This is a genomic window from Bradyrhizobium commune, from assembly GCF_015624505.1.
In the GTDB taxonomy this organism is placed as follows: Bacteria; Pseudomonadota; Alphaproteobacteria; order Rhizobiales; family Xanthobacteraceae; genus Bradyrhizobium; species Bradyrhizobium commune.
Window position 1 is genome coordinate 2615414 of record NZ_CP061379.1, and the last position, 22901, is coordinate 2638314.

20 protein-coding genes are annotated in these 22901 nt (G+C 65.0%); 9 read left to right on the plus strand and 11 right to left on the minus strand.

Going from position 1 to position 22901, the window contains the following annotated elements; translation table 11 throughout:
- Positions 1-223 precede the first annotated feature (223 nt).
- Both IC761_RS12250 and IC761_RS12255 read left to right on the plus strand, forming a co-directional pair.
- Positions 224-568, plus strand: a complete 345-nt coding sequence (locus tag IC761_RS12250) for an Hpt domain-containing protein (protein ID WP_246791504.1) — start codon at positions 224-226, stop codon at positions 566-568.
- Between the two features lie 112 nt (positions 569-680).
- Entirely contained in the window at positions 681-1001 is a 321-nt protein-coding gene (locus IC761_RS12255) for a 2Fe-2S iron-sulfur cluster-binding protein (RefSeq protein ID WP_045008721.1), read from the plus strand.
- 14 nt (positions 1002-1015) lie between these two features.
- On the opposite strand, the gene IC761_RS12260 is transcribed toward IC761_RS12255, so the two are convergent.
- A complete protein-coding gene (locus IC761_RS12260) occupies positions 1016-1483 on the minus strand; it encodes an acyl-CoA thioesterase (RefSeq protein ID WP_195803493.1) in 468 nt (155 codons plus the stop codon).
- A 181-nt stretch (positions 1484-1664) separates the two neighbouring features.
- Between IC761_RS12260 and IC761_RS12265 the strand changes: the two genes are divergently transcribed.
- From IC761_RS12265 to IC761_RS12275, 3 genes are all read left to right on the plus strand, one after another.
- The gene (locus IC761_RS12265) at positions 1665-2693 is read left to right on the plus strand and encodes an NAD(P)/FAD-dependent oxidoreductase (protein ID WP_195803494.1); all 1029 of its coding nucleotides are present in this window, start codon (positions 1665-1667) and stop codon (positions 2691-2693) included.
- A gap of 124 nt (positions 2694-2817) precedes the next feature.
- The gene (locus tag IC761_RS12270) at positions 2818-3417 is read left to right on the plus strand and encodes a DUF2147 domain-containing protein (RefSeq protein WP_195803495.1); all 600 of its coding nucleotides are present in this window, start codon (positions 2818-2820) and stop codon (positions 3415-3417) included.
- 235 nt (positions 3418-3652) lie between these two features.
- Positions 3653-4009, plus strand: a complete 357-nt coding sequence (locus IC761_RS12275) for a hypothetical protein (protein ID WP_195803496.1) — start codon at positions 3653-3655, stop codon at positions 4007-4009.
- A 52-nt stretch (positions 4010-4061) separates the two neighbouring features.
- Here the strand turns inward: IC761_RS12275 and garD are convergent, their stop codons facing one another.
- From garD to IC761_RS12315, 8 genes are all read right to left on the minus strand, one after another.
- A complete protein-coding gene (gene garD, locus IC761_RS12280) occupies positions 4062-5603 on the minus strand; it encodes a galactarate dehydratase (RefSeq protein ID WP_195803497.1) in 1542 nt (513 codons plus the stop codon).
- A gap of 120 nt (positions 5604-5723) precedes the next feature.
- Positions 5724-7172, minus strand: coding sequence for an aldehyde dehydrogenase family protein (locus tag IC761_RS12285; RefSeq protein WP_195803498.1), 1449 nt, complete (start codon positions 7170-7172; stop codon positions 5724-5726).
- 27 nt (positions 7173-7199) lie between these two features.
- Positions 7200-8558, minus strand: coding sequence for a glucarate dehydratase (gene gudD / locus IC761_RS12290; protein ID WP_195803499.1), 1359 nt, complete (start codon positions 8556-8558; stop codon positions 7200-7202).
- A gap of 26 nt (positions 8559-8584) precedes the next feature.
- Positions 8585-9529, minus strand: coding sequence for a 5-dehydro-4-deoxyglucarate dehydratase (gene kdgD / locus IC761_RS12295; protein WP_195803500.1), 945 nt, complete (start codon positions 9527-9529; stop codon positions 8585-8587).
- A gap of 127 nt (positions 9530-9656) precedes the next feature.
- Positions 9657-10562: a LysR family transcriptional regulator gene (locus IC761_RS12300; protein WP_195803501.1), complete on the minus strand. Its 906-nt coding sequence runs from the start codon at positions 10560-10562 to the stop codon at positions 9657-9659.
- A gap of 127 nt (positions 10563-10689) precedes the next feature.
- Positions 10690-12030: an MFS transporter gene (locus tag IC761_RS12305; protein WP_195803502.1), complete on the minus strand. Its 1341-nt coding sequence runs from the start codon at positions 12028-12030 to the stop codon at positions 10690-10692.
- Between the two features lie 269 nt (positions 12031-12299).
- Entirely contained in the window at positions 12300-14255 is a 1956-nt protein-coding gene (locus IC761_RS12310) for an SGNH/GDSL hydrolase family protein (RefSeq protein ID WP_195803503.1), read from the minus strand.
- A 101-nt stretch (positions 14256-14356) separates the two neighbouring features.
- Positions 14357-15439 (minus strand): lysylphosphatidylglycerol synthase transmembrane domain-containing protein, encoded by a 1083-nt coding sequence (locus IC761_RS12315; RefSeq protein ID WP_195803504.1) that lies wholly within the window; start codon positions 15437-15439, stop codon positions 14357-14359.
- Between the two features lie 417 nt (positions 15440-15856).
- Here IC761_RS12315 and IC761_RS12320 point away from each other — a divergent pair, with 417 nt between their 5' ends.
- From IC761_RS12320 to IC761_RS12330, 3 genes are all read left to right on the plus strand, one after another.
- Positions 15857-16363 (plus strand): YciE/YciF ferroxidase family protein, encoded by a 507-nt coding sequence (locus IC761_RS12320; RefSeq protein ID WP_195803505.1) that lies wholly within the window; start codon positions 15857-15859, stop codon positions 16361-16363.
- Between the two features lie 140 nt (positions 16364-16503).
- On the plus strand, positions 16504-17916 hold the full coding sequence (locus IC761_RS12325) for an MFS transporter (RefSeq protein WP_195803506.1): 1413 nt from the start codon (positions 16504-16506) through the stop codon (positions 17914-17916).
- Between the two features lie 104 nt (positions 17917-18020).
- Positions 18021-20420 carry a bifunctional diguanylate cyclase/phosphodiesterase gene (locus IC761_RS12330; RefSeq protein ID WP_195803507.1) on the plus strand — a complete coding sequence of 800 codons (2400 nt, stop codon included), beginning with the start codon at positions 18021-18023 and terminating at the stop codon, positions 20418-20420.
- 4 nt (positions 20421-20424) lie between these two features.
- Here IC761_RS12330 and IC761_RS12335 read toward each other — a convergent pair whose 3' ends face one another.
- On the minus strand, positions 20425-20859 hold the full coding sequence (locus IC761_RS12335; protein WP_195803508.1) for a hypothetical protein: 435 nt from the start codon (positions 20857-20859) through the stop codon (positions 20425-20427).
- Between the two features lie 65 nt (positions 20860-20924).
- On the opposite strand from IC761_RS12335, the gene IC761_RS12340 reads away from it, so the two are divergent.
- Entirely contained in the window at positions 20925-21512 is a 588-nt protein-coding gene (locus tag IC761_RS12340) for a hypothetical protein (protein ID WP_195803509.1), read from the plus strand.
- 8 nt (positions 21513-21520) lie between these two features.
- On the opposite strand, the gene IC761_RS12345 is transcribed toward IC761_RS12340, so the two are convergent.
- Positions 21521-22864: an aminotransferase-like domain-containing protein gene (locus IC761_RS12345; protein WP_195803510.1), complete on the minus strand. Its 1344-nt coding sequence runs from the start codon at positions 22862-22864 to the stop codon at positions 21521-21523.
- Positions 22865-22901: the final 37 nt, after the last annotated feature.

The window sequence follows — 22901 nt, forward strand, 5'->3', positions numbered from 1 at the left end:
AGGATCGCGGCGTAACGCCTTAGCCCTCAATGGAATTCTCCACCGAACTTGGTCGATTGCGGCAACTTTTCGTCAATAAACCGGCAGAATTGCGTAAATCCCCCCAAACACTTCGTTAACCATTTCCATGCTTGGGTGGGGCGAACCGCACCGCCGAACCGGCGGACCGCCGTGCGATGCCGGGGCCTGCGCCATGACGCCTGATTTGCAACGGATGGATTGGATGCCCTCGCCCCCGCTTGCGCCCATCGACAGCCCCCTCGATCTCGACCACCTCTCGCGCATGACGCTCGGCGATGTCGAGCTGGAACAGGAAGTGCTCGCGATGTTCGCGGAACAGGCGGTCCGCCTGCTTGCGGCGATGACGGCGCTGCCGGCCGAGACCGGCTCGCTCGCCCACAAGCTCAAAGGCTCGGCACGTGGGATCGGCGCCTTTGCGGTCGCGGACGCCGCCGCGAGCCTCGAGACTGCGATCCGGACCGGCCATAACCGGCCCCATGCCCTCGCAGCGCTGAAGGAGGCTGTGGCCGAGGTCCGTGCTGCCATCCAGGCGATCCTGAAGCACTAGCTTGGCGTCCCACAAACACGGGCGGCCTGTGCACTAGCGCCGGCCTGATCGACCCGTTATAGGACAGCCAGGACCCTCCTTTTTCCCCAAGATCGCGGCAGCACGAGAACACATGGCCAAAATTCACTTTGTCGATCACAAGGGCGAAACCCGCACGGTGGACGTCGAGAACGGCGCGACCGTGATGGAAGCCGCCATCCGCAACAGCATTCCCGGCATCGAGGCCGAATGCGGCGGCGCCTGCGCCTGCGCAACCTGCCATGTCTATGTCGACGAAGCCTGGCGCGAGAAGGTCGGCAGCCCGACGCCGATGGAAGAGGACATGCTCGACTTCGGCTTCGACGTGCGCCCGAACTCGCGCCTGTCCTGCCAGATCAAGGTCAGCGACGAGCTCGACGGGCTCGTGGTGGCGACGCCGGAGCGTCAGGCCTAACCTCGCTCGATGTATTACGTGCCCGGCAGCGCGACGCCGATGCCGCGCTTGTGCCAGGGTCTGAGCTTCTCGACGATCTCCGCGGTGAGCGGCGCGGGTCGCCGCGTCGCCTCGTCGAGCATCACGCCGACCGACATCGCCGAGGCGATGCATCGTCCTTCCGAAAACACCACCTGCTCGAACGTCACCGACGTGCGCCCGAGCTTCACCACGCCAAGGCCGAGCTCGATCGTGTTCGGCCAGTGCAGCTCGGCGCGGAAATGGATGTCGAGCCGCACCATGATCCAGGCGAGCCCCGGCGGTGTCAGTCCGATCTTTGGATCCTTCATCAGCGTGACGCGGCCGGTCTCGAAGTAGGTTGCGTAGACCGCGTTGTTGACGTGCTGGTTGGGGTCGAGATCGCCGAAGCGGACATTGTCGCTGAGGCGGTAGGGGAAGTCCTCCAGGCGCGGCGTCGTATCGAGGCGGCTTGGTGCGTTCACCGATTGATCTCCGTCAAATCCTTCCTCGTTACAGCCCAGTTATTTTGACCCCGCAAGTGGGCGCGACTGCGGGGCGCTCCCGCTTTTATGCCTTCCCTGATCCATCCCCGTTGGCTAGACAGACATGGTCACTTCTGCCCGCCGGGCGCCGTCCAACCGATAAGACCGATAAAGAGACGACATGAGCGACGTGATCAAAACCGATGTGCTGATTATTGGCGCCGGCCCTTGCGGCCTGTTCGCCGCCTTCGAGCTTGGCCTTCTCGACATGAAGGCGCATTTCGTCGACATCCTCGACAAGGTCGGCGGCCAGTGCGCCGAGCTCTATCCGGAAAAGCCGATCTACGACATTCCCGGCATTCCGCAGGTCTCGGGACAAGGCCTCACCGAGGCGCTGATGGAGCAGATCAAGCCGTTCCACCCGACCTTCCATCTCGGTGAAATGGTCGAGACCGTGGAGAAGATCGGCGATCCCGCATTTCGCTGCACCACCGACACCGGCAAGGTGTTCGAATGCAAGGTCGTGGTGATCGCGGCCGGTGGCGGCTCGTTCCAGCCCAAGCGTCCGCCGGTACCTGGGATCGAGGCCTATGAAGGCACCTCGGTGCACTACGCCGTGCGCAAGATGGAGACGTTCCGCGACAAGAACGTGCTGATCGTCGGCGGCGGAGATTCCGCGCTCGACTGGACGCTCAATCTGCATCCGCTGGCGAAGCGCATCACACTGCTGCACCGTCGCGACGATTTTCGTGCCGCGCCCCACAGCGTCGAGCAGATGCGCGCGCTGGTGGCAGGCGGCAAGATGGATCTGCGGCTTGGCCAGGTTACCGGGCTCACCGGCGCTGACGGCCAGCTGAGCGGCGCCACCGTCAAGGGCAACGACAACAATGTCAGCGAAATTGCCTGCGACACCATGCTGCCGTTCTTCGGGCTCACCATGAAGCTCGGTCCGGTCGCGAACTGGGGCATCGCGCTGGAGAACAATCTGGTGCCAGTCGAGACGAGTGCGTTCGAGACCAACGTGCCAGGCATCTTCGCGATCGGCGACATCAACACCTATCCGGGCAAGATCAAGCTGATCCTGTGTGGCTTCCACGAGGGCGCGCTGATGTCGCAAAAAGCCCACCGCTACGTCTATCCGGAGAAGCGGCTCGTGTTCCAGTACACGACCTCGTCCTCCAGCCTGCAAAAGAAGCTCGGTGTCAACTGACCGCGGCGGGAACGGGGAGGTGACGCCCTATGCTTCTGGTGCTGGAACCGTTCGCGAAATCGCCGTAGTCTGCGGCCATTCCAGTCTTGGCTAGCAAGGTCATTGGGTTAGCAAGGTGATCATAATGCGGAATTTGTTTCCTGGCTTTCGGCTGCTCTCCCTCGTGGTGCTCGCGCTGTCACTCGGCGCGGTAAGCCCGGCCGCCGCGCAAGCGCCGCAGCCAACCGCCGCGGGTCTCTGGCAGAAGGTCGAAGACGGCAAGCCGGTGGGATGGTTCCTCTTCATCGACCACAATGGCATCTTCGAAGGCGTGATCGCAAAGACCTTCCCGCGTGACGGTGACGATCCGAACGAGGCCTGCACGAAGTGCACCGACGATCGGAAGAACCAGCCGGTGCTCGGGCTCTCCTTCATCCGCGACATGAAGCGCGACGGCTTGAAGTATGAGGGCGGTAACGTGGTCAATCCGCGCGACGGCAACATCTGGAAGGCCAGGATGACGGTGAGCCCGGACGGGCAGGTGCTGACCATGCGCGGCTATCTCGGCATCTCCCTGTTCGGCAAGGACGAGACCTGGCAGCGTCTGCCGGATGCCAGCATCGCCGAGGTTGATCCCGCCATCATCGCCAAATATCTGCCCGCGCAGGCCGCCGCGACCAAGCCGCCGCCCGCGCCCGCCAAGAAGGGCGGCGCGACGATGATGGCGCCGGCGGCGAAGAAGTAGGGCCACAAAACTACGCTTTCGATCGCCCGCTTTCGCAGGCGACGACGACTGAGTGTGTAGCTCGATCCCTTCCACCAGTAGTTCCCCGGAATGCGCGCTGGCGCTGGATTTGCATAGCTTCGGCAAAGCTGCTGGGGGAACGAGTCGCCATGTCCACGCCTGCCGCCGTCGCGCGGGAGGCAGGGCGGCGTTGTCTGTCCCCCGCGGCGCTGATCTGGATCCGCGGGAAGACAATATGAGACTTGCAAGACTGTGCGCGACGACCTTGCTGGGGCTGATGACGCTGCTCGCCACATCGGCGCTCGCGCGCGACGACGGGCGTTACGCCAATTCGCCCCTCAAACCCTGGTTCGAGAGCCTGCGCAGCGAATACGGACAGTGCTGTTCGGATGCCGACGGCTATGTCATCGCCGACGTCGACTGGGAATCCGACAAGGGCCACTACCGCGTGCATCTCGACGATGAGTGGGTCGTCGTGCCCGACGGCGCCGTCATCACAGAGCCGAACAAGATCGGCCGCACCATGGTGTGGAAGCACTATATCGACGGCCACCCGCGCGTGCGGTGCTTCATGCCGGGCAGCATGACGTGATGCACGCAGAGGCGCGCGATTTCGGGTTCGCGCGCCCCCGGAATGACGGGCCTCAGGTCACCGGCGCCGGATTGAACAGCGTGAGATCGTTGTGGATGCCCCAGCGGTCCGACCACGGCTTGGTGCGGCCGGAGGCGACATCCAGGATCAAGCGGAACAGGTCCCAGCCGGTCTCCTCGATCGTCTTCTCGCCGGTGGCGATGCCGCCGGCGTCGAAATCGATCAGGTCCTTCCAGCGGCGGGCCAGCTCGGTGCGGGTCGCGACCTTGATCACGGGCGCGGCGGCGAGGCCGTAAGGCGTGCCGCGGCCGGTGGTGAACACTTGCAAGGTCATGCCGGAGGCAAGCTGGAGCGTGCCGCAGATGAAGTCGGACGCAGGCGTTGCTGCGAACAGCATGCCCTTCTGCGTCGCCTTCTGGCCGGGCGAGAGCACGCCGGTGATCGCGCTCGAGCCAGACTTGACGATCGAGCCGAGGGACTTCTCGACGATATTGGCGAGGCCGCCCTTCTTGTTGCCGGGCGTCGTGTTGGCGCTGCGATCGGCGCCGCCGCGGGCCAGATAAGAATCGTACCAGGCCATCTCGCGCACCAGCGCGCGGCCGACCTCCTGGTTGATCGCGCGTCGCGTGAGCAGCTGAATGGCGTCGCGCACCTCGGTGACTTCCGAAAACATCACGGTGGCGCCGGCGCGCACCAGCAGGTCCGCGGCGAAGCCCAGGGCGGGGTTCGCGGTGACGCCGGAGAACGCATCGCTGCCGCCGCATTGCAGGCCGATCACGAGATCGGCGGCCGGGCAGGTCTCGCGGGTACGCTTGTTGAGGATCTTCAGGCGCGCTTCCGCCTGGGTCATGATGGCGTCGACGATGGCGCCGAAGCCGTCGAAGGCTTCGTCCTGCATGCGCACGATGGCATCGCTGATGCCTTCGGGCACGAGCCGCTCGGGTGCAAGCTTCTCGCAGCCGAGGCTGATGACCAGAATCTCGCCGCCGAAATTCGGGTTGAGTGCGAGGTTTTGCAGCGTGCGGATCGGCACCACCGCGTCGGGCGCGTTGATGGCGACGCCGCAGCCATAGGCGTGCGTCAGCGGCACGACGTCGTCGACGTTCGGGTATTTCGGCAAGAGCTCGGTGCGGATGCGCTTGACCGCATATTCCATCGTGCCCTTGACGCATTGCACCGAGGAGGAGATGCCGAGGATGTTTTTCGTGCCGACCGAGCCGTCCGGATTGCGATAGCCCTCGAAGGTGAAACCTTCGAGCGGCGGCAGCGGCGCGGGCACGGCGGTGGAGATTTCCAACTTGTCGAGGGCAGGGGCTTCCGGCATGCGGATGCGGGCCTCGTCGACCCATTCGCCGGCCAGGATCGGCGACAGAGCATAGCCGATTACTTCGCCATAGCGGATGATAGGCTGATCTTGCGCGATATCGACCAGCGCCGTCTTGTGTCCCTGCGGCACGAAGGCGCGCAGCGTCAGTCCGCAGGCAAAGCGGGAGCCGGCGGGAAGCCCGAAATCATTGACCACGATCGCGACATTGTCGCGCGCGTTGAGCTTGATGTAGCGGGGCTGTTCTTTCGCTGTGACGTCCTGGTCCATTTGCGCTTGCCTCCGAAGTCGTAGGGTGGGCAAAGGCGCAACGCGCCGTGCCCACCATGCATCACGCCGAACATAAACGGTGGGCACGCTTCGCTTTGCCCACCCTACGATAACAGCCTATCAACCGGGGTACGTATAGGCCGTCTTCACCGTTGTGTAGAACTCGCGCGCATAGGAGCCCTGCTCGCGGGCGCCGTAGCTCGAACCCTTCCGGCCGCCGAACGGCACGTGATAGTCGACGCCGGCAGTCGGCAGGTTGACCATCACCATGCCGGACTCGCTGTTGCGCTTGTAGTGCGAGGCGTATTTCAAGCTGGTGGTGCAGATGCCGGAGGCGAGGCCGAATTCGGTATCGTTGGAGATCGCCAGCGCTTCCTCGTAGTTCTTGGCGCGGATGACGGCGGCAACGGGCCCGAAGATCTCTTCACGTGCGATGCGCATGTTGTTGTTGGCTTCGGTGAACAGCGCCGGCTGGAGGTAGTGGCCGGGCGTCTCGCGCTTGAGCAGCTCGCCGCCGAAGGCGAGCTTGGCGCCTTCGTCCTGGCCGATCTTGATGTAGCGCAGATCCTGGTCGAGCTGGTTCTGGTCGACGACCGGGCCGATATGCACGCCGGCCTTGAGCGCGTCGTCAACCGACAGGCCCTTCAGGCGCTCGGCCATCGCGGCGACGAAGCGGTCGTGGATGCCTTCGGTGACGATCAGGCGCGAGGAGGCCGTGCAGCGCTGGCCGGTCGAGAAATAGGAGCCGTTGACGGCGACCTCGACGGCGGTCTTGAGGTCGGCGTCGTCGAGCACGACCAGCGGGTTCTTGCCGCCCATCTCGAGCTGGAATTTCTTCATCGGGTTCGAGAGCACGCAGGCCTGCGCAATCTTGCGGCCGGTCTGCACCGAGCCGGTGAAGGAGATCGCGGCGACATCGGGGTGATCGAGCAAGGTCTGGCCGACCACCGAGCCGGAGCCGACCACGAGATTGAACACTCCGGCCGGAATGCCGGAGCGGGTGATGATCTCGGACAGCGCATGCGCGGAGCCCGGTACCAGCTCAGCTGGCTTGAACACGACCGTGTTGCCGTAGCAGAGCGCGGGCGCGATCTTCCAGGCGGGAATCGCGATTGGGAAATTCCAGGGGGTGATCATGCCGACGACGCCCACGGGCTCACGGGTGAGCTCGACGTCGATGCCGGGACGGACGGAAGCGCCTTTCTCGCCGATCAGGCGCAGCGCCTCGCCGGCGAAGAAGGCAAAGATCTGGCCGGCGCGGGCGACTTCGCCGATACCTTCCGGCAGGGTCTTGCCTTCCTCGCGGGCGAGCAGGCGGCCGAGCTCTTCCTTGCGGGCGAGGATTTCGAGAGAAATCTTGTTCAGCGCGTCATAGCGCACCTGCGGCGTCGATTGGGCCCAGGCCGGGAAGGCAGCCTTGGCGGCGGCGATCGCCTTCTCGGTCTGCGCCTTGTCGGCCTTGGCGTATTCGCCGACCAGATCGTTGGTGTTGGAGGGGTTGATGTTCTTGGTGACGCCGGAGCCATCGACCCATTCGCCGCCGATGAAGTTTTTCAGGATCGCAGTCATCTCTTTTTCCTCCGAAGAAGTCTTGTCTTAACGCACGAGGCAGGGACGTTTGTCGTCAAAGGTCCAGCCGGGAATCAAGTCCTGCATGGCGATAGCGTCGTCGCGGGCGCCAAGTCCATGCTGCTTGTAGAGCTCATGCGCGGCCTCGATCGCCGCGCGGTCGATCTCGATGCCGAGGCCGGGACGATCGGGGACGGCGATCTTGCCGCCCTTGATCTGGAGCGGCTCCTTGGTGAGCGCTTGGCCATCCTGCCAGATCCAGTGGGTGTCGATCGCGGTGACCTTGCCGGGGGCGGCGGCACCGACATGGGTGAACATGGCGAGCGAAATGTCAAAATGGTTGTTGGAGTGCGAGCCCCAGGTCAGGCCGTTGTCACGGCAGGTCTGGGCCACGCGTACCGAGCCTTGCATGGTCCAGAAATGGGGATCGGCGAGCGGGATGTCCACCGCGCCCAAGCGCAGCGCATGGGAGAGCTGCCGCCAGTCGGTGGCGATCATGTTGGTCGCGGTCGGCAAGCCGGTGGCGCGGCGGAATTCGGCCATGATCTCGCGGCCGGAGAAGCCGGCCTCGGCGCCGCAGGGATCTTCGGCATAGGCGAGGATGCCATGCAGGTCTTTGCAGAGGTGGATCGCCTCGTCGAGCGACCAGGCGCCGTTCGGGTCGAGCGTGACGCGCGCGTTGGGAAAGCGCTTGGCGATGGCGGTGACGGCCTCGATCTCCTGCTCGCCGTGGAGCACGCCGCCCTTGAGCTTGAAATCGGCGAAGCCGTAATGGTCGTGGGTGGCTTCGGCGAGCCGCATCACCGTCTCCGGCGTCATCGCTTCCTGGTGACGGAGGTTGAACCATTCCGCCTTGCCGGTCTCGCTCTTGACGTAGGCGAGCTTGGACTTGCGGATGTCGCCGACGAAGAAGAGATAGCCGAGCGTCTCGACGCTCTTGCGCTGCTGGCCTTCGCCGAGCAGCGCTGCGACCGGCAAATCGAGATGCTGGCCGAGCAGATCGAGCAGGGCGGATTCGATCGCGGTGACCGCATGGATCATCACGCGCAGGTCAAACGTCTGCTTGCCGCGGCCGCCGGCGTCGCGATCGGCAAAGGTGGTGCGAACGTCCGCGAGAATGTTGTTCATCGCGCCGACGGTCTTGCCGATCACGAGATCGCGGGCGTCCTGGAGGGTCTGCCAGATCTTCTGCCCGCCCGGCACCTCGCCGACGCCGGTGTGGCCGGCGTTGTCGGAGAGGATGACGATGTTGCGGGTGAAGAACGGCGCATGCGCGCCGCTTAAGTTGAGGAGCATGCCGTCGCGGCCCGCGACCGGGATCACCTGCATCGCTGTGACGACCGGTGCGCCAGCGACTGACGCGCCGGAAATGTCAGTCTGGGCCATCGCACGCTCCTCCCTGTCGTTGTCTGTTATTCTGCGGCCTGTTGTGACGATTGGATGGCGGGCAGCTTCTTCACCAGCGCGGTCAGCTCCGCGATCTCCTGCTCGGTGAGGTCGGTGAGCGGCGGACGGACCGGACCGGAATCGCGGCCGATCACCTTCATGCCGGCCTTGATGATCGAGACCGCATAACCCTTCTTGCGATTGCGGATCTCGATCAGCGGCAGGATGAAATTCTTCAGGCCGGCGTGGATCGTGGCTTGGTCGCGCTTGCGCACGGCGGCGTAGAAATTGGTGGCGAATTCCGGCACGAAGTTGAACACGGCCGAGGAGTAGGTCGTCACGCCCATGTCGAGATAGGGCAGGGCGAAGGTTTCCGCGGTCGGCAGGCCGCCGACATAGGTCAGGCGGTCGCCGAGCTTGGTGTAGACGCGGGTCATCAGCTCGATGTCGCCGATGCCGTCCTTATAGCCGACCAGGTTCGGGCAGCGCTCGACGAGGCGGGCGAGCGTATCGGGCTGGAGGACGGCGTTGTCGCGGTTGTAGACGATGACGCCGATCTTCACGGCGGCGCAGACCGCTTCCACGTGAGCGGCGAGGCCGTCCTGCTCGGAATGGGTGAGGTAGGGAGGCAGCAGCAGCAGGCCGTCAGCGCCAGCCTTCTCCGCACCGATCGCGATCTCGCGGGCGATCGCGGTGCCATAGCCGGTGCCGGCGAGCACGGGCACGCGGCCCTTGGTCTCCTCGACGGCGACCTTGACCACCTGCGGGACTTCGGTCGGGGTCAACGAGAAGAACTCACCGGTGCCGCCGGCGGCGAACAGGCCCGCGACGTCATAGCCGCACAGCCAGTCCATGTTGGCGCGGTAGGTCGCTTCATCGAAGGAATAGTCAGCCTTGAACGGCGTGACGGGGAAGGACAGGAGGCCCGATCCGATCTTCTGGGCCATTTCCTGCGGGGTCATCTTGCTCATGGGCGCTGCTCCCTTCTCTGATGTTGTCGGGGACGCAATGAAAGGCCCGCGTCCATGCGCTGGTGTTTAGGCAACCGTTCGATGCGCGTCCAAGCCAAAGCCTATATCGACCAATGCGGATTGAGCATCAATCTTCCACCACCTCCGCCGAGGACAATTCGCCGGCGATTTTGACCAGCGCGGACAGCAGCGGGTTCTCGTCGTCGCGCCGCCAGACCATGAACAGTTCGACCGGAACGCGATTGCGCAGCTTCAACGGGCGCAGGCGGACGTCGGAGATCTTCAGGCCGGCGGCTGCGGCCGGCACGATGGCAAGCCCGAGGCCGGCGCGCACCATCGCCAGGATCGAGTGGATCTGGCTGAGGTGCTGGACATAGCGCGGCAGGATGTCGGCGCGGGTGAACAGCGCCACCAGGAGATCGTGGAAGTAGCGGCTCTCATAGGGCGAATACATCACGAACGGCTGGTCGTCGAAATCCTTGATGGTGATGTTTTCGGCATTCGCCAGCGGATGCTTCTTCGGGATCGCGGCGAGCAGGGGCTCGGCGACGACGCGGCGGCTGGCGAGCTCCGGCCTTGCGATCGGCGGCCGCAGCAGGCCGGCGTCGATCTGGCCGGAGGTCAGCGCCTCGAACTGGTCGCCGGACACCATTTCCTTCAGCGAGAAGTCGACCTCGGGCAATTTCGCGCGGCAGGCCGCGACGAGCTCGGGAAGGAAGCCGTAGGCGGCCGCAGCCGTAAAGCCGATCTTCAGCGAGCCGGTCTTGCCGAGCGCGATGCGGCGGGCAACTTGCGAGGCGCTTTCCGCAAGCTTCAGGATGCGTCGGGCCTCGGGCAGGAAGCTGCGACCGGCAGGCGTCAGGCGCACCGAGCGGCTGGTCCGCTCCAAGAGCGGCGCATCGATAATGTGCTCGAGCACCTGGATCTGCCGGGACAGCGGCGGCTGGGTCATGTTCAGCCGCGCGGCAGCGCGGCCGAAATGCAGTTCCTCCGCCACCGTGACGAAACAGCGGAGCTGGTTGAGGTCGAACATCGATACATGCCTTAGATGGATAAGGCGTTTCCCCGGAACTTCTAGCATCGATCACCCCCGAAACAAAGACGGCGGCCTTGTGAGCCGCCGTTGAGTTGCCTGGTCCCGCTCCGCATCGGCGGAGCGCTCAGGAGGAACGTTTGAGCACGACCCGCTCGATCTTGCCGACCACGACGAGGTAGGCGATCGCGGCCACCAGCGCGTTGGCGCCGACGAACACCAGGGCGCCGTTGAAGGAGCCGGTCGCCGCCAGGATGTAACCGATCACGATCGGCGTTGTTATCGAGGAGAGGTTGCCAAAGGTGTTGAACAGGCCGCCCGAGACGCCGCCGGCTTCCTTGGGCGAGGTGTCGGAGACGACGGCCCAGCCGAGCGCGCCGATGCCCTTGCCGAAGAAGGCGAGCGCCATGAAACCGACCACCAGCGCCTGGCCGTCAACATAGTTGCAGGCGATGATCGACATCGACAGCAGCATGCCGCCGACGATCGGAATCTTGCGCGCCATGGTCAGCGAGTTCGTCTTGCGCAGGATGTAGTCCGAAATGACGCCACCAAGCACGCCGCCGATGAAGCCGCACAGCGCAGGCAGCGTCGCGACAAAACCGGCTTGCAGGATCGAGAGGCCGCGCTCCTTGACGAGATACACCGGAAACCAGGTCAGGAAGAAATAGGTCAGCGTGTTGATGCAGTACTGGCCGAGATAGACGCCGAGCATCATGCGGTTGGAGAGCAGCTGGCGGATGTGGTCCCAGCGGGGGCCGGAGTTGGATGCGCGCTCGTCTCTCGGTGCGTCGAGATCGACCAGCGCGCCGCCCTCCTTGATGTAATCGAACTCGGCCTCGTTGACGCCGGGATGCTCCTTCGGGCCGTAGATGGTCTTGATCCAGACCAGCCCCATGATGACGCCAAGCCCGCCCATCACGAAGAATACGTAGCGCCAGCCGTAATCATGGGCAATCCAGCCCATCAGCGGCGCGAAGATCACGGTGGCGAAATATTGACCTGAATTGAAGAAGGCCGACGCGGTGCCGCGCTCATTGCCTGGAAACCAGGCTGCGACGATGCGGGCATTGGCGGGAAAGGAAGGCGCTTCCGCGACGCCGACCAGAAGACGAAGCGCGAACAGCACGACGATCGCGGTGCCGGCGCCGAGGAAGCCGACCCAGCCCTGCATCATCGTGAACAGCGACCAGACGATGATGCTGAAAGCATAGACGATGCGCGATCCGTAGCGGTCGAGCAGCCAGCCGCCCGGAACCTGCGCGGCCACATAGGACCAGCCGAAAGCTGAGAAAATCCAGCCCATGGCGACGGGATCGAGATGGAGTTCCTTGGAGAGCGCGGGGCCTGCGATCGAGAGCGTGGCGCGGTCGGCGTAATTGACGGTCGTGACCAGGAATAGCATGGTCACGATGAACAGCCTGACGCGAGACCTCCTCACGTCCGTTGCGGACACCACTGCGCTCATCGGGCGCCTCCTTGAACTCGAAATGTTTCCTCACCACGACTCCTAGAGGCGCGCACAGGAAAGTGTCCAAGTTGAAGGGGGTATCGATTGATACCGTTTTTGGATTGATGGAACGGCAGGTCGCGGGAACGTCGGTGGGAGAGTCGACATGAAAACCCCAAGCTCGTCATTGCGAGCGCAGCGAAGCAATCGAGAATCTGTCCGCGGAGGGACTCTGGATTGCATCGCTGCGCTCGCAATGACGGTTTGGCGAGACCTCGCTCTCACCTCTACTGCTGCGCGCCCGGCAGCAGTGGCGCGAGCAGTCCGGGCGTGACGCCCGGCGGCACGGCATCGAGGCCGAGCACGGCGCTGGCTGCCGTCAGCGTGGCGTCCGCCATCGCGGCGTGGCCTTCGGCAGAGGGATGCACTGCGCCGCCATAGACCGCCGAGAGCACGCCCCAGGTCGCATCATGAATGTCGGTCGGCTGGCTCGCCGCCGGCAAGCCTTGGGGATAGGTCATCGCGGCAAAGTAGCTGTCATTGGCGTCGCGGATCCAGCGCGCGCGGGGCAGATAGGCCCGATATTCCGAGGCGCCGCGGCCGCACAGCATCGGCTGGCTCGCCGCGCTCACGATGTCCGGATTGAAGCTCTGGCCGTTCTCCGCAAAGCAGGTGCGGTCGAATTCCGGATCGCTGCCCGAATGGGCGCAAAAGCCATGATCGGCGAACGCGACCTGATGCGTGTCGACGAAGGTCATGCGATCTGACTCGGGATCGCGGCACAGCGCGCCGCGCGTGCAGGTGGCGAGCCCCTTCAGCTGCGGCAGGAATTCGGTGTCGACGAAGGTTGAGACGCGCGCGAGCCGCTGTGGATCCGCGTTGAAGGAGGGATGGATGTCGAAGCCGCCGCGGCCGCCGCGGCAGGGCACGCCGCCATCGGCGAGCGCCGGATTGGCGTAGGAGACATAGACGACGTGAGAGAGGTCGCCGCCGACCAGCGGCTTCAGCGCTTCGCGCAACTTGACGAAGTTCTGCGGCAGCTCGCGCGCCAGCGCGTCGCGGGAATCGTCGATGCTCGCCATCACGCCGGAGCGGCGGAACAGCGCGCGCTCGGTTGCGGTGTCGACGATGACGTCGGCGACGAGGCCGGAGAAATAGACGTCGTTGGCGCCGATCGAGAGCAGCACGAGGTCGAGATTGCGATCCGGCTGGCGCTTCTTCGCCGCGGTCAGCGCTTCGCGCAGCTCGGCGACCTGCGCGTTCACGCTGGTACTGCAGACGCCGGTCTTGCCGGGCGGGCATTCGCGGGCGCGCTGCGAGCCGAGCAGACCGTCGCTGATGCTGGCGCCGGTACAGGCGAGCGGCAGGTAGGTGACAGCGATATGGGTGTAGCGCACCGCGAGCGCGAGCGCGGTTCGGGTCTGGTAGCTGTAGAGCGAGCGGTGACAGGGCGAGTTGAGCCAGAGCGCGCTGTAGTGCTGCCAGTTAGCGAGCGTATCCGGCGCCTCGCAGGCGCGGCCGCCTTTATAGCCGGCGCGGCTCGGCCGGTAATACTGTCCGCCGGCCGCGGTGCCGAGATAGGAGCGGAAGCAAAAGCCCTCGTCGGACAGCGCCAGCGGCCGGTCCGGATTGCCTTCGCCGGAGGCGATGCTGTCTCCGAGCCCAGCGATGAAGAGGTCGCGGACCTGGATCTCGGTCTGGACGCGCTGGGTCGGATCGGAGCCGGAGGAGACGTCGACGCTTGCCACCGTCGGCTTGCCGTAGCGGACCCGCAGATTGATCGGCTCGGCGCAGTCGAAGGTCGAGCTTTGCGGACCGTCGCCGTCGTCGAACGACCAGGCGCAGGTGGCGCCAACCGGCACCGCGCCGGTCAGGCGTACGGTGACGGGATGATCGATCGGGGTGATGTAGTTCTCTTTGACATTGTCGCGGGTGCAGGGCTGGTTGACCCGGCCCTGAAGGTCGATGCAGAGGCGGTTGACCATGTTGCGGGCCCAGCCGCGGCCCTCGCTCTGGACCTCCAGCGACTGCTCGGCGGCAAGGATGCTGCGGTTACGCGCGTTCTCGACATGCAGCAGGAAGTCGCGCTCCTCGCGGAACAGGCGGAAGCGGTTGCGCACCTCCCAGTTGATCTGCATGGCGCCCGCATCCTGTGCGGCAGCGCGCTGAAGCGGCCAAGCGGCGAGGAGCCCGGCGAGCAGCAGGACGCAAGCGGAGAGGGTACGGAAAGATGCTGGGATCATGGCCCGCGTCTTCAACGGCAAAGTTGAGGCGGAAATAAGAGAGGATTGCTCCCCCGCCCGCAACCTTTGTCTGATGATCTTGCGAACCGCGATCTCGTGGTTCAGCGCTTGCTGGCCTGCCGCAGCGAGCGCTCGCGCTCCATCGCTGCCACCTGCTGGGGCAAATTGGCCTGCGCACAGGCCTCCGCCAGCCGTCGCCGCTCCTGCCATGGCCGGACCACGTTCATCCAGAGCTCGCGCGTCCCCATGATGGAGATGGCGATGCCAAACGGGATCACGAAATAGAGGATGCGGAAGACCAGCAGGGTCGCTAGCAGCTGCTCGCGGCCGAATTCGGGGAGCGCCACCAGCATGGCGGCGTCGAACACGCCGATCGAGCCGGGGGCATGGCTGGCAAAGCCCAGGAGCGTTGCCAGGATGAACACCACGGCGAGCGACAGGAAGTCGATCGGCGGGGTGGCGGGCACCAGCAGGTACATCGCCAGCGCGCAAAAGCCGAGATCGACCACGCCGATCAGGATCTGCACCAGGGTCAGCGGCGCCGACGGTAGCACCACCTTCCAGCCCTTCTGGCCGAGCTCGCGGCGCTTTTCGCCCATGCAGAGCCAGACCAGATAGGCGGCGATCGCGGCGAGGCCGCCGAAGGCGATCAGCCGGTTGATCGACGACGGCAGCTGATCCATGTAGGAGGCGGCATCCGGATGGATCGCCATGCCGATCGACAGCACAAAGATGTTACCGAGCCAGAAGGTCAGGCCGGAGAGGAAGCAGATTTTCGCGACGTCGATCGCGTTCAGCCCATAATCCGAATAAATCCGGAAGCGGATCGCGCCGCCAGTGAACACGGTGGCGCCGATGTTGTGGCCGATCGAATAGGACGTGAAGCTCGACAGTGCTGCGATGCGATAGGGCACGTGCTTCTTGCCGATCGTTCGCAGTGCAAAAAAGTCGTAGAAGGTCAGCGTACAGAACGCGAAGAAGACGCACATCGCCGCCAAGCCGATGTTGCCGCGAGGGATATCGGCCAGCGCGGTGAGGATGGCGCTCCTGTCGATCCCGTGGAGGGTCCGCACAAGCGTGGTGACCGCGAAGGCGATGATCATGACGCTCGCGGCAATTCCCAGCCGTCGCCAGCCGATCCATCTCTTGAGGCCGCGTTTCAGCGCGGGCAGCAGTCCGTGCATTCATCCTCCCGGCGGGGGCAAGACCAACCCGATCGGGCCACTGGCCGGTCGGGCACGATTCGTCGCCAAAGGGGGCGCCGATCGCTAGGCATTCTCTAGCTCATTAAGGCAAAAACGGCGACTTGTGCAGCCCTTGACAACGATAGGTACTGCACCGGAGGGGCCGTTTTTGTCATACGTGGTTCATATGGCGCGCGCGTTAAGCATGTGAGTCGAGGGCTCGCGCATCCGTGTGTTGACATGGTCTCAAATCCCGGCGGCGCAAGCGTAGTTCCAGCGCAAACGAGGCAGACTTTTTTTGGAACGACGGTACCGTGGGCCGGTTAGCGGCCCATCAGCAATCGAACGCGGCAAAACATGGGCTTCTCGTGCAAGCCGGTGCTTCCGTGTTCCCGAAACCGTTCGAGGATTGGAACGATGGGACTGTTCACAAAAGACATCAAGACCATGAACGACCTGTTCGTGCATCAGCTTCAGGACATCTATTACGCCGAACAGCAGCTCACCAAAGCGCTGCCGAAAATGGCAGATAAGGCCACCGATCCGCAGTTGAAGCAGGGCTTTTTGACGCACCTCGAAGAGACCAAGCAGCACGTCAAGCGGCTCGAGGAAGTCTTCCAGATGCACGGCGCGACCGTGAAGGCGGTCGACTGTCCGGCGATCGACGGTATCATCGAGGAAGCCGACGAAACCGCGGGCGAAGTCGCCGACAAGGCGGTGCTCGACGCGGCCCTGATCAACGCGGCTCAGGCCGCCGAGCATTACGAGATCGTGCGCTACGGCAGCCTGATCGCCTGGGCCAAGCAGCTCGGCCGCACCGACTGCGCCAGCGTGCTTGCAAGGACGCTCGAGGAAGAGAAGGCGACCGACAAGAAGCTGACCACGCTCGCCGAGAGCAAGGTGAATTTGCGCGCGGCTAGCTAGGGCGCTTCGCAGCAATAACGCCGTGCGGTCGACGCGCGGCGTTATTGCTGTCCCGCGACGTTGATTATTCGATCATTGTCGAATCATGATGGTTGCGCGGAAGCCTATATGTCGCATGGGGCTGCAATCGAGGTGGCAGCATGCGAGCCAACACCATCAAATATGAATCCTTCGACGACGCGAAGGGCGCTACGCGCGCTGCATCGCGCCTTGCAATCTCCGTCACGCTCGCCGCCATGAGCCTTGGCTATGGCGTGGTGCAGCTCGACGTCACCATCGTCAACACCGCGCTCGATGCGATGGGCAGGACGCTCGGCGGCGGCGTCGCCGAGCTGCAATGGGTGGTCAGCGCCTATACCATCGCCTTTGCCGCCTTCATCCTGACGGCAGGTGCGCTCGGCGACCGCATCGGCGCCAAGCGCGTCTTCATGGCGGGGTTTGCCATCTTCACGGCGGCCTCGCTCGCCTGCGCCCTGTCGCCGAACGCCATCGTCCTGATCGGCGCCCGGCTGGTCCAGGGACTGGCGGCAGCGATCCTGGTGCCGAATTCGCTGGCGCTGCTCAACCATGCCTATACGGATGACCGGGAGCGCGGCCGCGCGGTCGCGGTCTGGGCCGCCGGCGCGAGCGTCGCGCTGACCGCGGGTCCCCTGGTCGGCGGCGCTCTGATCACGCTGGTCGGGTGGCGCGCGATCTTTCTGGTCAATCTTCCGATCGGACTCATGGGCCTTTGGCTGACCTGGCGCTATGCGTCCGAGACCACGCGCGCGCCCTCGCGCGAGATCGATCTGCCCGGCCAGCTCGCCGCGATCGGTGCGCTCGGAGCGCTCGCCGGCGCGATCATCGAAGCCGGGGCGCTCGGCTGGGACCATCCGGCGGTGATCGGCGCATTCATCGCAGCCGCTGTCCTGGCCGTGTCGTTCGTCTGGCGCGAGAGCCGCACGGCGCAGCCGATGCTTCCCTTGTCCCTGTTCGGTCACCGGCTGTTTACCCTGACGACGATTGTCGGTCTCCTCGTCAACATCGCGATTTACGGCCTGATCTTCGTGCTGAGCCTGTACTTCCAGCGGATCAACGGCCTGTCGGCGTGGTGGACCGGGCTCGCCTTCGTGCCGATGCTGGGTGCGGTGCTACCGGTCAATCTGCTGGCACCGCGCTTGGCCGAGCGCATCGGCCCGTGCCCGACCATCGTCGTCGGCGCCTGCATCTCGGCGCTCGGATGCCTTGGTTTGCTCTGGATCGAAGCCGGGACGAGCTATTGGGCGATCTGTGCGCAGCTGATCGCGATCAGCGGCGGGCTTGGTCTGCTGGTGCCGCCGCTGACCTCGACCTTGCTTGGCAGCGTCGAGAAGGCGCGGTCCGGCATTGCCGCCGGCGTCCTTAACGCGACGCGGCAAACCGGCAGCGTCCTCGGCGTCGCGCTGTTCGGTTCGCTCATCGCGGGCGAGCTCGTGCGGGGCCTGCATCTCGCGCTGGTGATTTCAGCCGTCGTCCTGCTGCTTGCTGCTGCGACGATCGGACTTGGTGCGCGGGCGCGAGGGCGACCAACGTGAGCAACCGCACACATCCTCTGTTCACCATTTCTGGATTCGACACATAGCCGGTTACCGACTGTCCATCTCTGCCGGGTCTAGTGCGGGTGGAACAGGGGCCGGCCATGTATCAAGTTCTTTACTGCCTGACGGACCAGCATGACTGGCGCCTGGTCGCGCTTGGCGGCGCGGTGTGCCTGCTGGCCAGTGCGGCTGCGATCAGCCTGTTTCACCGGGCGCGGGCCGCACAAGGGACGGCCCGTCTGGTCTGGATCACGCTCGATGCCGTCGTCAGCGGCTGCGGAATCTGGGCGACGCACTTCATTGCGATGCTGGCCTATGGGCCCGGCACCGGCGGTGCCTACAACATTCCGGTGACGTTGTTGTCGTTGATCTTCGCCATCTCCGTGACCTTCGTGGGACTGAGCATCGCGGTATCGTCCACGCGGACGCTCTGGGTCGTTCTCGGCGGCGCCATCGTCGGCGGCGGCGTCGCGGCCATGCATTACACCGGCATGGCGGCGCTGGAGATTCCTGCGCGCGTGGACTGGGTTGAAGGCACGGTCATCGTCTCGGTGGTGCTCGGGATCGTCTTTGCAGCCCTAGCCCTGTTCGTTGCCGCGCGACGCGACGACCTCTCCCATGCGATATCCGCGACTGCGCTGTTGACGCTTGCCATTGTTGCGCACCACTTCACCGCGATGGGCGCGGTGGTCTTGACGCCGGATCCGACGCTCGCGATCAGCGGGCTGTCGATCCCGCCGGCCTCGATGTCTTTCCTCACCGCCAGCGCCGCGATCGCGATCATCGCGATCGCGCTGGTCTCGGCGCTGCTCGACCGCCGCGCCAAGGGCGAATTGGGGCGCCAGCAGGTCGTGCTGGACACCGCGCTCGAGAACATGTCGCAGGGGCTGTGCATGTTCGATGCGGACGGCAAGATCATCCTGTTCAACGAGCGTTATGCGGCCATGCTCCGTCGCTCCGACATGCAGCTCATCGGCCGCGTGCTGCTCGATATTCTCCGCGAGGAAGCGGCGAAGGGCCAGTGGAACGGTGATCCCGAGCAATTCTTCGCACGTCTTGTCGAGGATGCCCGGGAGGGGCGTACGACGACCGATGTGGTCCGCCGGTTCGACCGCTCGATCCGCGTCGTCAACCAGCCGATGCAGGGCGGCGGCTGGGTCGCGACCTTCGAGGACATCACCGAATGGCTGGAGGCGCAGGCCAAGATCTCGCACATGGCACGGCACGATGCGCTGACCAATCTGCCGAACCGCGTGCTGTTCCACGAACAGCTCGAACAAGGACTTCGCCGGGCCGGTTCGAACAATCAGCTTGCGGTGCTCTGCCTCGATCTCGATCACTTCAAGGACATCAACGACTCCCTCGGCCATCCCATCGGCGATGCGCTGCTCAAGGAGGTCGGCCGCAGGCTGAAGGCCACCGTCGGTGAGCACGACACCGTGGCGCGGCTCGGCGGCGACGAGTTCGCCGTGGTCCAGATCGGCCGTTCGGAGGAGGCGGCTGCGCGGGCTCTCGCCGGCCGCCTCGTCGAAGTGATCTCCGCACCCTACGAGATCGACGACCATCAGATCGTGATCGGCGTCTCGATCGGTATTTCGCTAGCGCCACAGGACGGCACCAATCCCGACGAGCTGTTGAAAAACGCCGACCTGGCGCTGTATCGCGCCAAGGCCGACGGCCGCGGCACCTATCGCTTCTTCGAGACCGGCATGGACGCGCGCGCGCAGGCGCGGCGGCTTTTGGAAATGGATCTGCGCGCGGCGCTGCAGCGCGACGAGTTCCAGGCGTATTATCAGCCGATCCGCGACGTCGCCAGCGACCGTGTCGTCGCCTTCGAGGCGCTGCTCCGCTGGAACCATCCGCACCGCGGCCTGATCTCGCCGATCAACTTCATTCCGCTCGCCGAGGAGACCGGCCTCATCATTCAGCTCGGCGAACTCGTGTTGCGCCAAGCCTGTTCCGATGCTGCGACCTGGCCGAACGACATCGGCGTCGCCGTCAATTTGTCGCCGGTGCAGTTCAAGAATCCGAACCTGATCGCATCCGTGACCGAGGCGCTGGAGAAATCCGGGCTCGCGGCGCGCCGCCTCGAGCTCGAGATCACCGAATCCGTGCTGCTGCAGAACAGCGAGGCGACGCTGACCACGCTGCATGAGCTGCGCGCCATGGGCGTGCGGATCTCGCTCGACGATTTCGGCACCGGCTACTCGTCGCTGAGCTATCTGCGCAGCTTCCCGTTCGACAAGATCAAGATCGACCGCTCCTTCGTGTCGGAGCTTGCCACGCGCGAGGATTCCGTGGCGATCATCCGCGCCGTGACGGGCCTCGGCCGCAGCCTCGGCATCGTGACCACGGCGGAGGGCGTCGAGAGCGACGCGCAGCTCGAGCTGCTGAGGCGCGAAGGCTGTACCCAGGCGCAGGGCTATCTGTTCAGCCAGCCGCGGCCTGCATCCGATGTCGCGATGATGCTGGAACGTCCGCGGCTGCGCGCTTCCGCCTGAAGGATCAGCCGCGGCGCAGCGCGAAATGCGCGCCGCAGAACGCCATCACGGCGCCAAGGCACAGCGCTGCGAGACCGGCGAGCACGCCGGAAATGGTCGGGACGGCGCTCGGCGCCGAGGCCACCTGTCCTGCACCTGCGAGCAGCAGCACGCCGACCGCGATCAGGAATTGCCGCATCCGCTGCGGGATCTGGCCGTCGACGGCGCTCTGCATCAATGTCGCCGTGAAATAGCCGCCGGAAAAACCGACGGTCGCGATCAGCCACCAGGCAACCGCGGCGCCCGCCGGCATGAACTCATGCGTATCCGAGCGCCAGAGGCCGCCGAGGTCGAGCCCGTAGCGCGCCCCCAGCATGTGCACGGCGAGCGCGAGCAGCACGCCGGAGATCACGGCGGCACCGAGAATCAGGCGGCGCGGAAAAAAGGTCGTCTCAGCCATGCCCTGCTTGTAAGATGGGCGAGGGCGATTGCGCAAGCTGATCGCGGACGGGATCGATCGTCGAGATGCAGGTTTCTGACGCGCATGGCGCTTCAGCCACGAGCTATGCCTACAAGGCGTCGCTGATCGGCTCGGCACATCGCTTCGAGCTGACCGATGATGGCCTGTCCTGGCACATCGCCGGCCGCTCGGGCGTCTGGCGCTATGACGAGATCAGTGCGATCCGGCTGTCCTTTCGCCCCGTCTCGATGCAGCAGCACCGCTTCCGCGCCGATGTCAGCCGTGCCGGCGGCGGCCGCATCGCGATCCTGTCGACGAGCTGGCAGACCGCGGCGCTGATGGCGCCGCAGGACAACGGCTTTCGTGAATTCATGATCGAGCTTCATTCGCGAATGGCCAAAGCCGGCAGCCGCGCCGAGCTGACCGCCGGCCTCGGCCGCAAGACCTATGCGGCAATCCTCGCATTTCTCGCGGTGCTGGCGGTGGCAATGATGGCGCTGCTGATCCGCGCGTTTCTGATCGGCGAATTCGCCGGCGCGCTGTTCATCATCGGCTTTGCCGCGCTGTTCGTCTGGCAGGTCGGCGGCTTCATGCGGCGCAACCAGCCACGCAGTTACAGCTTCGATCAGCTGCCTCGGGGCGCGCTGCCGTAGACGGCGCGCTACTCCGTCGAGTCGAAATCCTCTTCCTTGGTGCCGAGCAGCGACACGATCGTGCGCAGGCCGGAATCGAGCTGCTCGAACGAGGGCGGGGCGAGCGCGAGCCGCACCGCGTTCGGGGCATGACCATGCGCGACCGCGAATGTCGAGGACGGCGTCAGCGCGATGCCGCGCCGGGCCGCCGCGGCGACGAAGGTCTGCGAGCGCCAGTGCGAGGGCAGCGTCAGCCAGAGATGATAGGAGCGCGGATCGGCCGCGAGCTGGTAGCCGGTCAGCAGCCTTGCCGCGGTCTGCTGACGGCGTGTGGCATCGATGCGCTTCAGCCGCGTCAGTTCGGCGACGGTGCCGTCGGCCATCAGCCGCTGCCCGGACGCGAGCGCATGGCCGGAGGCGATCCAGCCGCCGGTGCGGACTGCGCTCATCACGCTTTCGCGCAGATGCGGCGGCGTGACGAGGATGCCGAGCGCAAGCCCCGGCGCCACCTTCTTCGACAGGCTGTCGAGCACGATGCAGCGGTCTGGCCCGAGGGCGGCCAGCGGCGTGTCGTCGGCGAGGAAGCCGTAGACGGCATCCTCGATGATGGTGAGATCGAGCTTTTCGGCGACCCGCATGATGTCGGCGCGCCGCGTCGCGTTCATGGTGACGCCGAGCGGGTTCTGGATGATCGGCTGGAGGTACAACGCGGACAAATGCGCTTCGCGATGCGCTTTCTGGATCGCGTCGGGCCGCGCGCCAAACTCGTCCATCGGAATTGGAACGAGCGTCACGCCGAGCCGCGCAGCGATGCTCTTGACGTAAGGATAGGTCAGCGCCTCGACGCCGCAGCGGCCGCCGGTCGGAACGAGCGCTGCGAGCGCGGCTGCGAGCGATTGCTTGCCGTTGGCGGTGAAGACGATCTGCTCGGCCTGCGGCGTAAAGTCCTTGCGGGAGAGATAAGCGGCGGCAGCAACGCGCGCGCTCTTGGTGCCGGTGCTGGTCGAGGTACGCAGCACGGATTCCAGCGCATCGACACGCTCGAGCCCGGCAAGGCTCTTGGCGATCATCGCCCATTGCTGCGGCAATAGCGGGTAATTGACCTCGAAATCGATGCGCGCGTCGCGCGGCTCGCTGACGGTCTCGACCTCGCGCCTGATGTCGCCGGAGATGAAGGTGCCGCGGCCGACTTCGCCGACCACGAGGCCACGGCGCAACAGCTCGGTATAAACCCGGCTCGCGGTCGAGACCGCAATGCCACGATCGTAGGCAAAATTGCGCTGCGGCGGCAGCCGGTCGCCGGGCCTTAACGTGCCGTTAGAGATATCGAGGGCAATGGCATCGGCAAGCTTCACGTATTCGAACTTGGACATTATTGCACCGAGAGCAATGTTTCACTTGCTCCGAGTA

What these genes read in the sequence shown, in the direction of transcription:
- IC761_RS12250 (WP_246791504.1), top strand. Translation starts at nt 224, where the DNA reads ATGCCCTCGCCCCCGCTTGCGCCCATCGACAGCCCCCTCGATCTCGAC.
- IC761_RS12255 (WP_045008721.1), top strand. Translation starts at nt 681, where the DNA reads ATGGCCAAAATTCACTTTGTCGATCACAAGGGCGAAACCCGCACGGTG.
- IC761_RS12265 (WP_195803494.1), top strand. Translation starts at nt 1,665, where the DNA reads ATGAGCGACGTGATCAAAACCGATGTGCTGATTATTGGCGCCGGCCCT.
- IC761_RS12270 (WP_195803495.1), top strand. Translation starts at nt 2,818, where the DNA reads ATGCGGAATTTGTTTCCTGGCTTTCGGCTGCTCTCCCTCGTGGTGCTC.
- IC761_RS12275 (WP_195803496.1), top strand. Translation starts at nt 3,653, where the DNA reads ATGAGACTTGCAAGACTGTGCGCGACGACCTTGCTGGGGCTGATGACG.
- garD (WP_195803497.1), bottom strand. Translation starts at nt 5,603, where the DNA reads ATGGACCAGGACGTCACAGCGAAAGAACAGCCCCGCTACATCAAGCTC.
- IC761_RS12285 (WP_195803498.1), bottom strand. Translation starts at nt 7,172, where the DNA reads ATGACTGCGATCCTGAAAAACTTCATCGGCGGCGAATGGGTCGATGGC.
- gudD (WP_195803499.1), bottom strand. Translation starts at nt 8,558, where the DNA reads ATGGCCCAGACTGACATTTCCGGCGCGTCAGTCGCTGGCGCACCGGTC.
- kdgD (WP_195803500.1), bottom strand. Translation starts at nt 9,529, where the DNA reads ATGAGCAAGATGACCCCGCAGGAAATGGCCCAGAAGATCGGATCGGGC.
- IC761_RS12300 (WP_195803501.1), bottom strand. Translation starts at nt 10,562, where the DNA reads ATGTTCGACCTCAACCAGCTCCGCTGTTTCGTCACGGTGGCGGAGGAA.
- IC761_RS12305 (WP_195803502.1), bottom strand. Translation starts at nt 12,030, where the DNA reads ATGAGCGCAGTGGTGTCCGCAACGGACGTGAGGAGGTCTCGCGTCAGG.
- IC761_RS12310 (WP_195803503.1), bottom strand. Translation starts at nt 14,255, where the DNA reads ATGATCCCAGCATCTTTCCGTACCCTCTCCGCTTGCGTCCTGCTGCTC.
- IC761_RS12315 (WP_195803504.1), bottom strand. Translation starts at nt 15,439, where the DNA reads ATGCACGGACTGCTGCCCGCGCTGAAACGCGGCCTCAAGAGATGGATC.
- IC761_RS12320 (WP_195803505.1), top strand. Translation starts at nt 15,857, where the DNA reads ATGGGACTGTTCACAAAAGACATCAAGACCATGAACGACCTGTTCGTG.
- IC761_RS12325 (WP_195803506.1), top strand. Translation starts at nt 16,504, where the DNA reads ATGCGAGCCAACACCATCAAATATGAATCCTTCGACGACGCGAAGGGC.
- IC761_RS12330 (WP_195803507.1), top strand. Translation starts at nt 18,021, where the DNA reads ATGTATCAAGTTCTTTACTGCCTGACGGACCAGCATGACTGGCGCCTG.
- IC761_RS12335 (WP_195803508.1), bottom strand. Translation starts at nt 20,859, where the DNA reads ATGGCTGAGACGACCTTTTTTCCGCGCCGCCTGATTCTCGGTGCCGCC.
- IC761_RS12340 (WP_195803509.1), top strand. Translation starts at nt 20,925, where the DNA reads ATGCAGGTTTCTGACGCGCATGGCGCTTCAGCCACGAGCTATGCCTAC.
- IC761_RS12345 (WP_195803510.1), bottom strand. Translation starts at nt 22,864, where the DNA reads ATGTCCAAGTTCGAATACGTGAAGCTTGCCGATGCCATTGCCCTCGAT.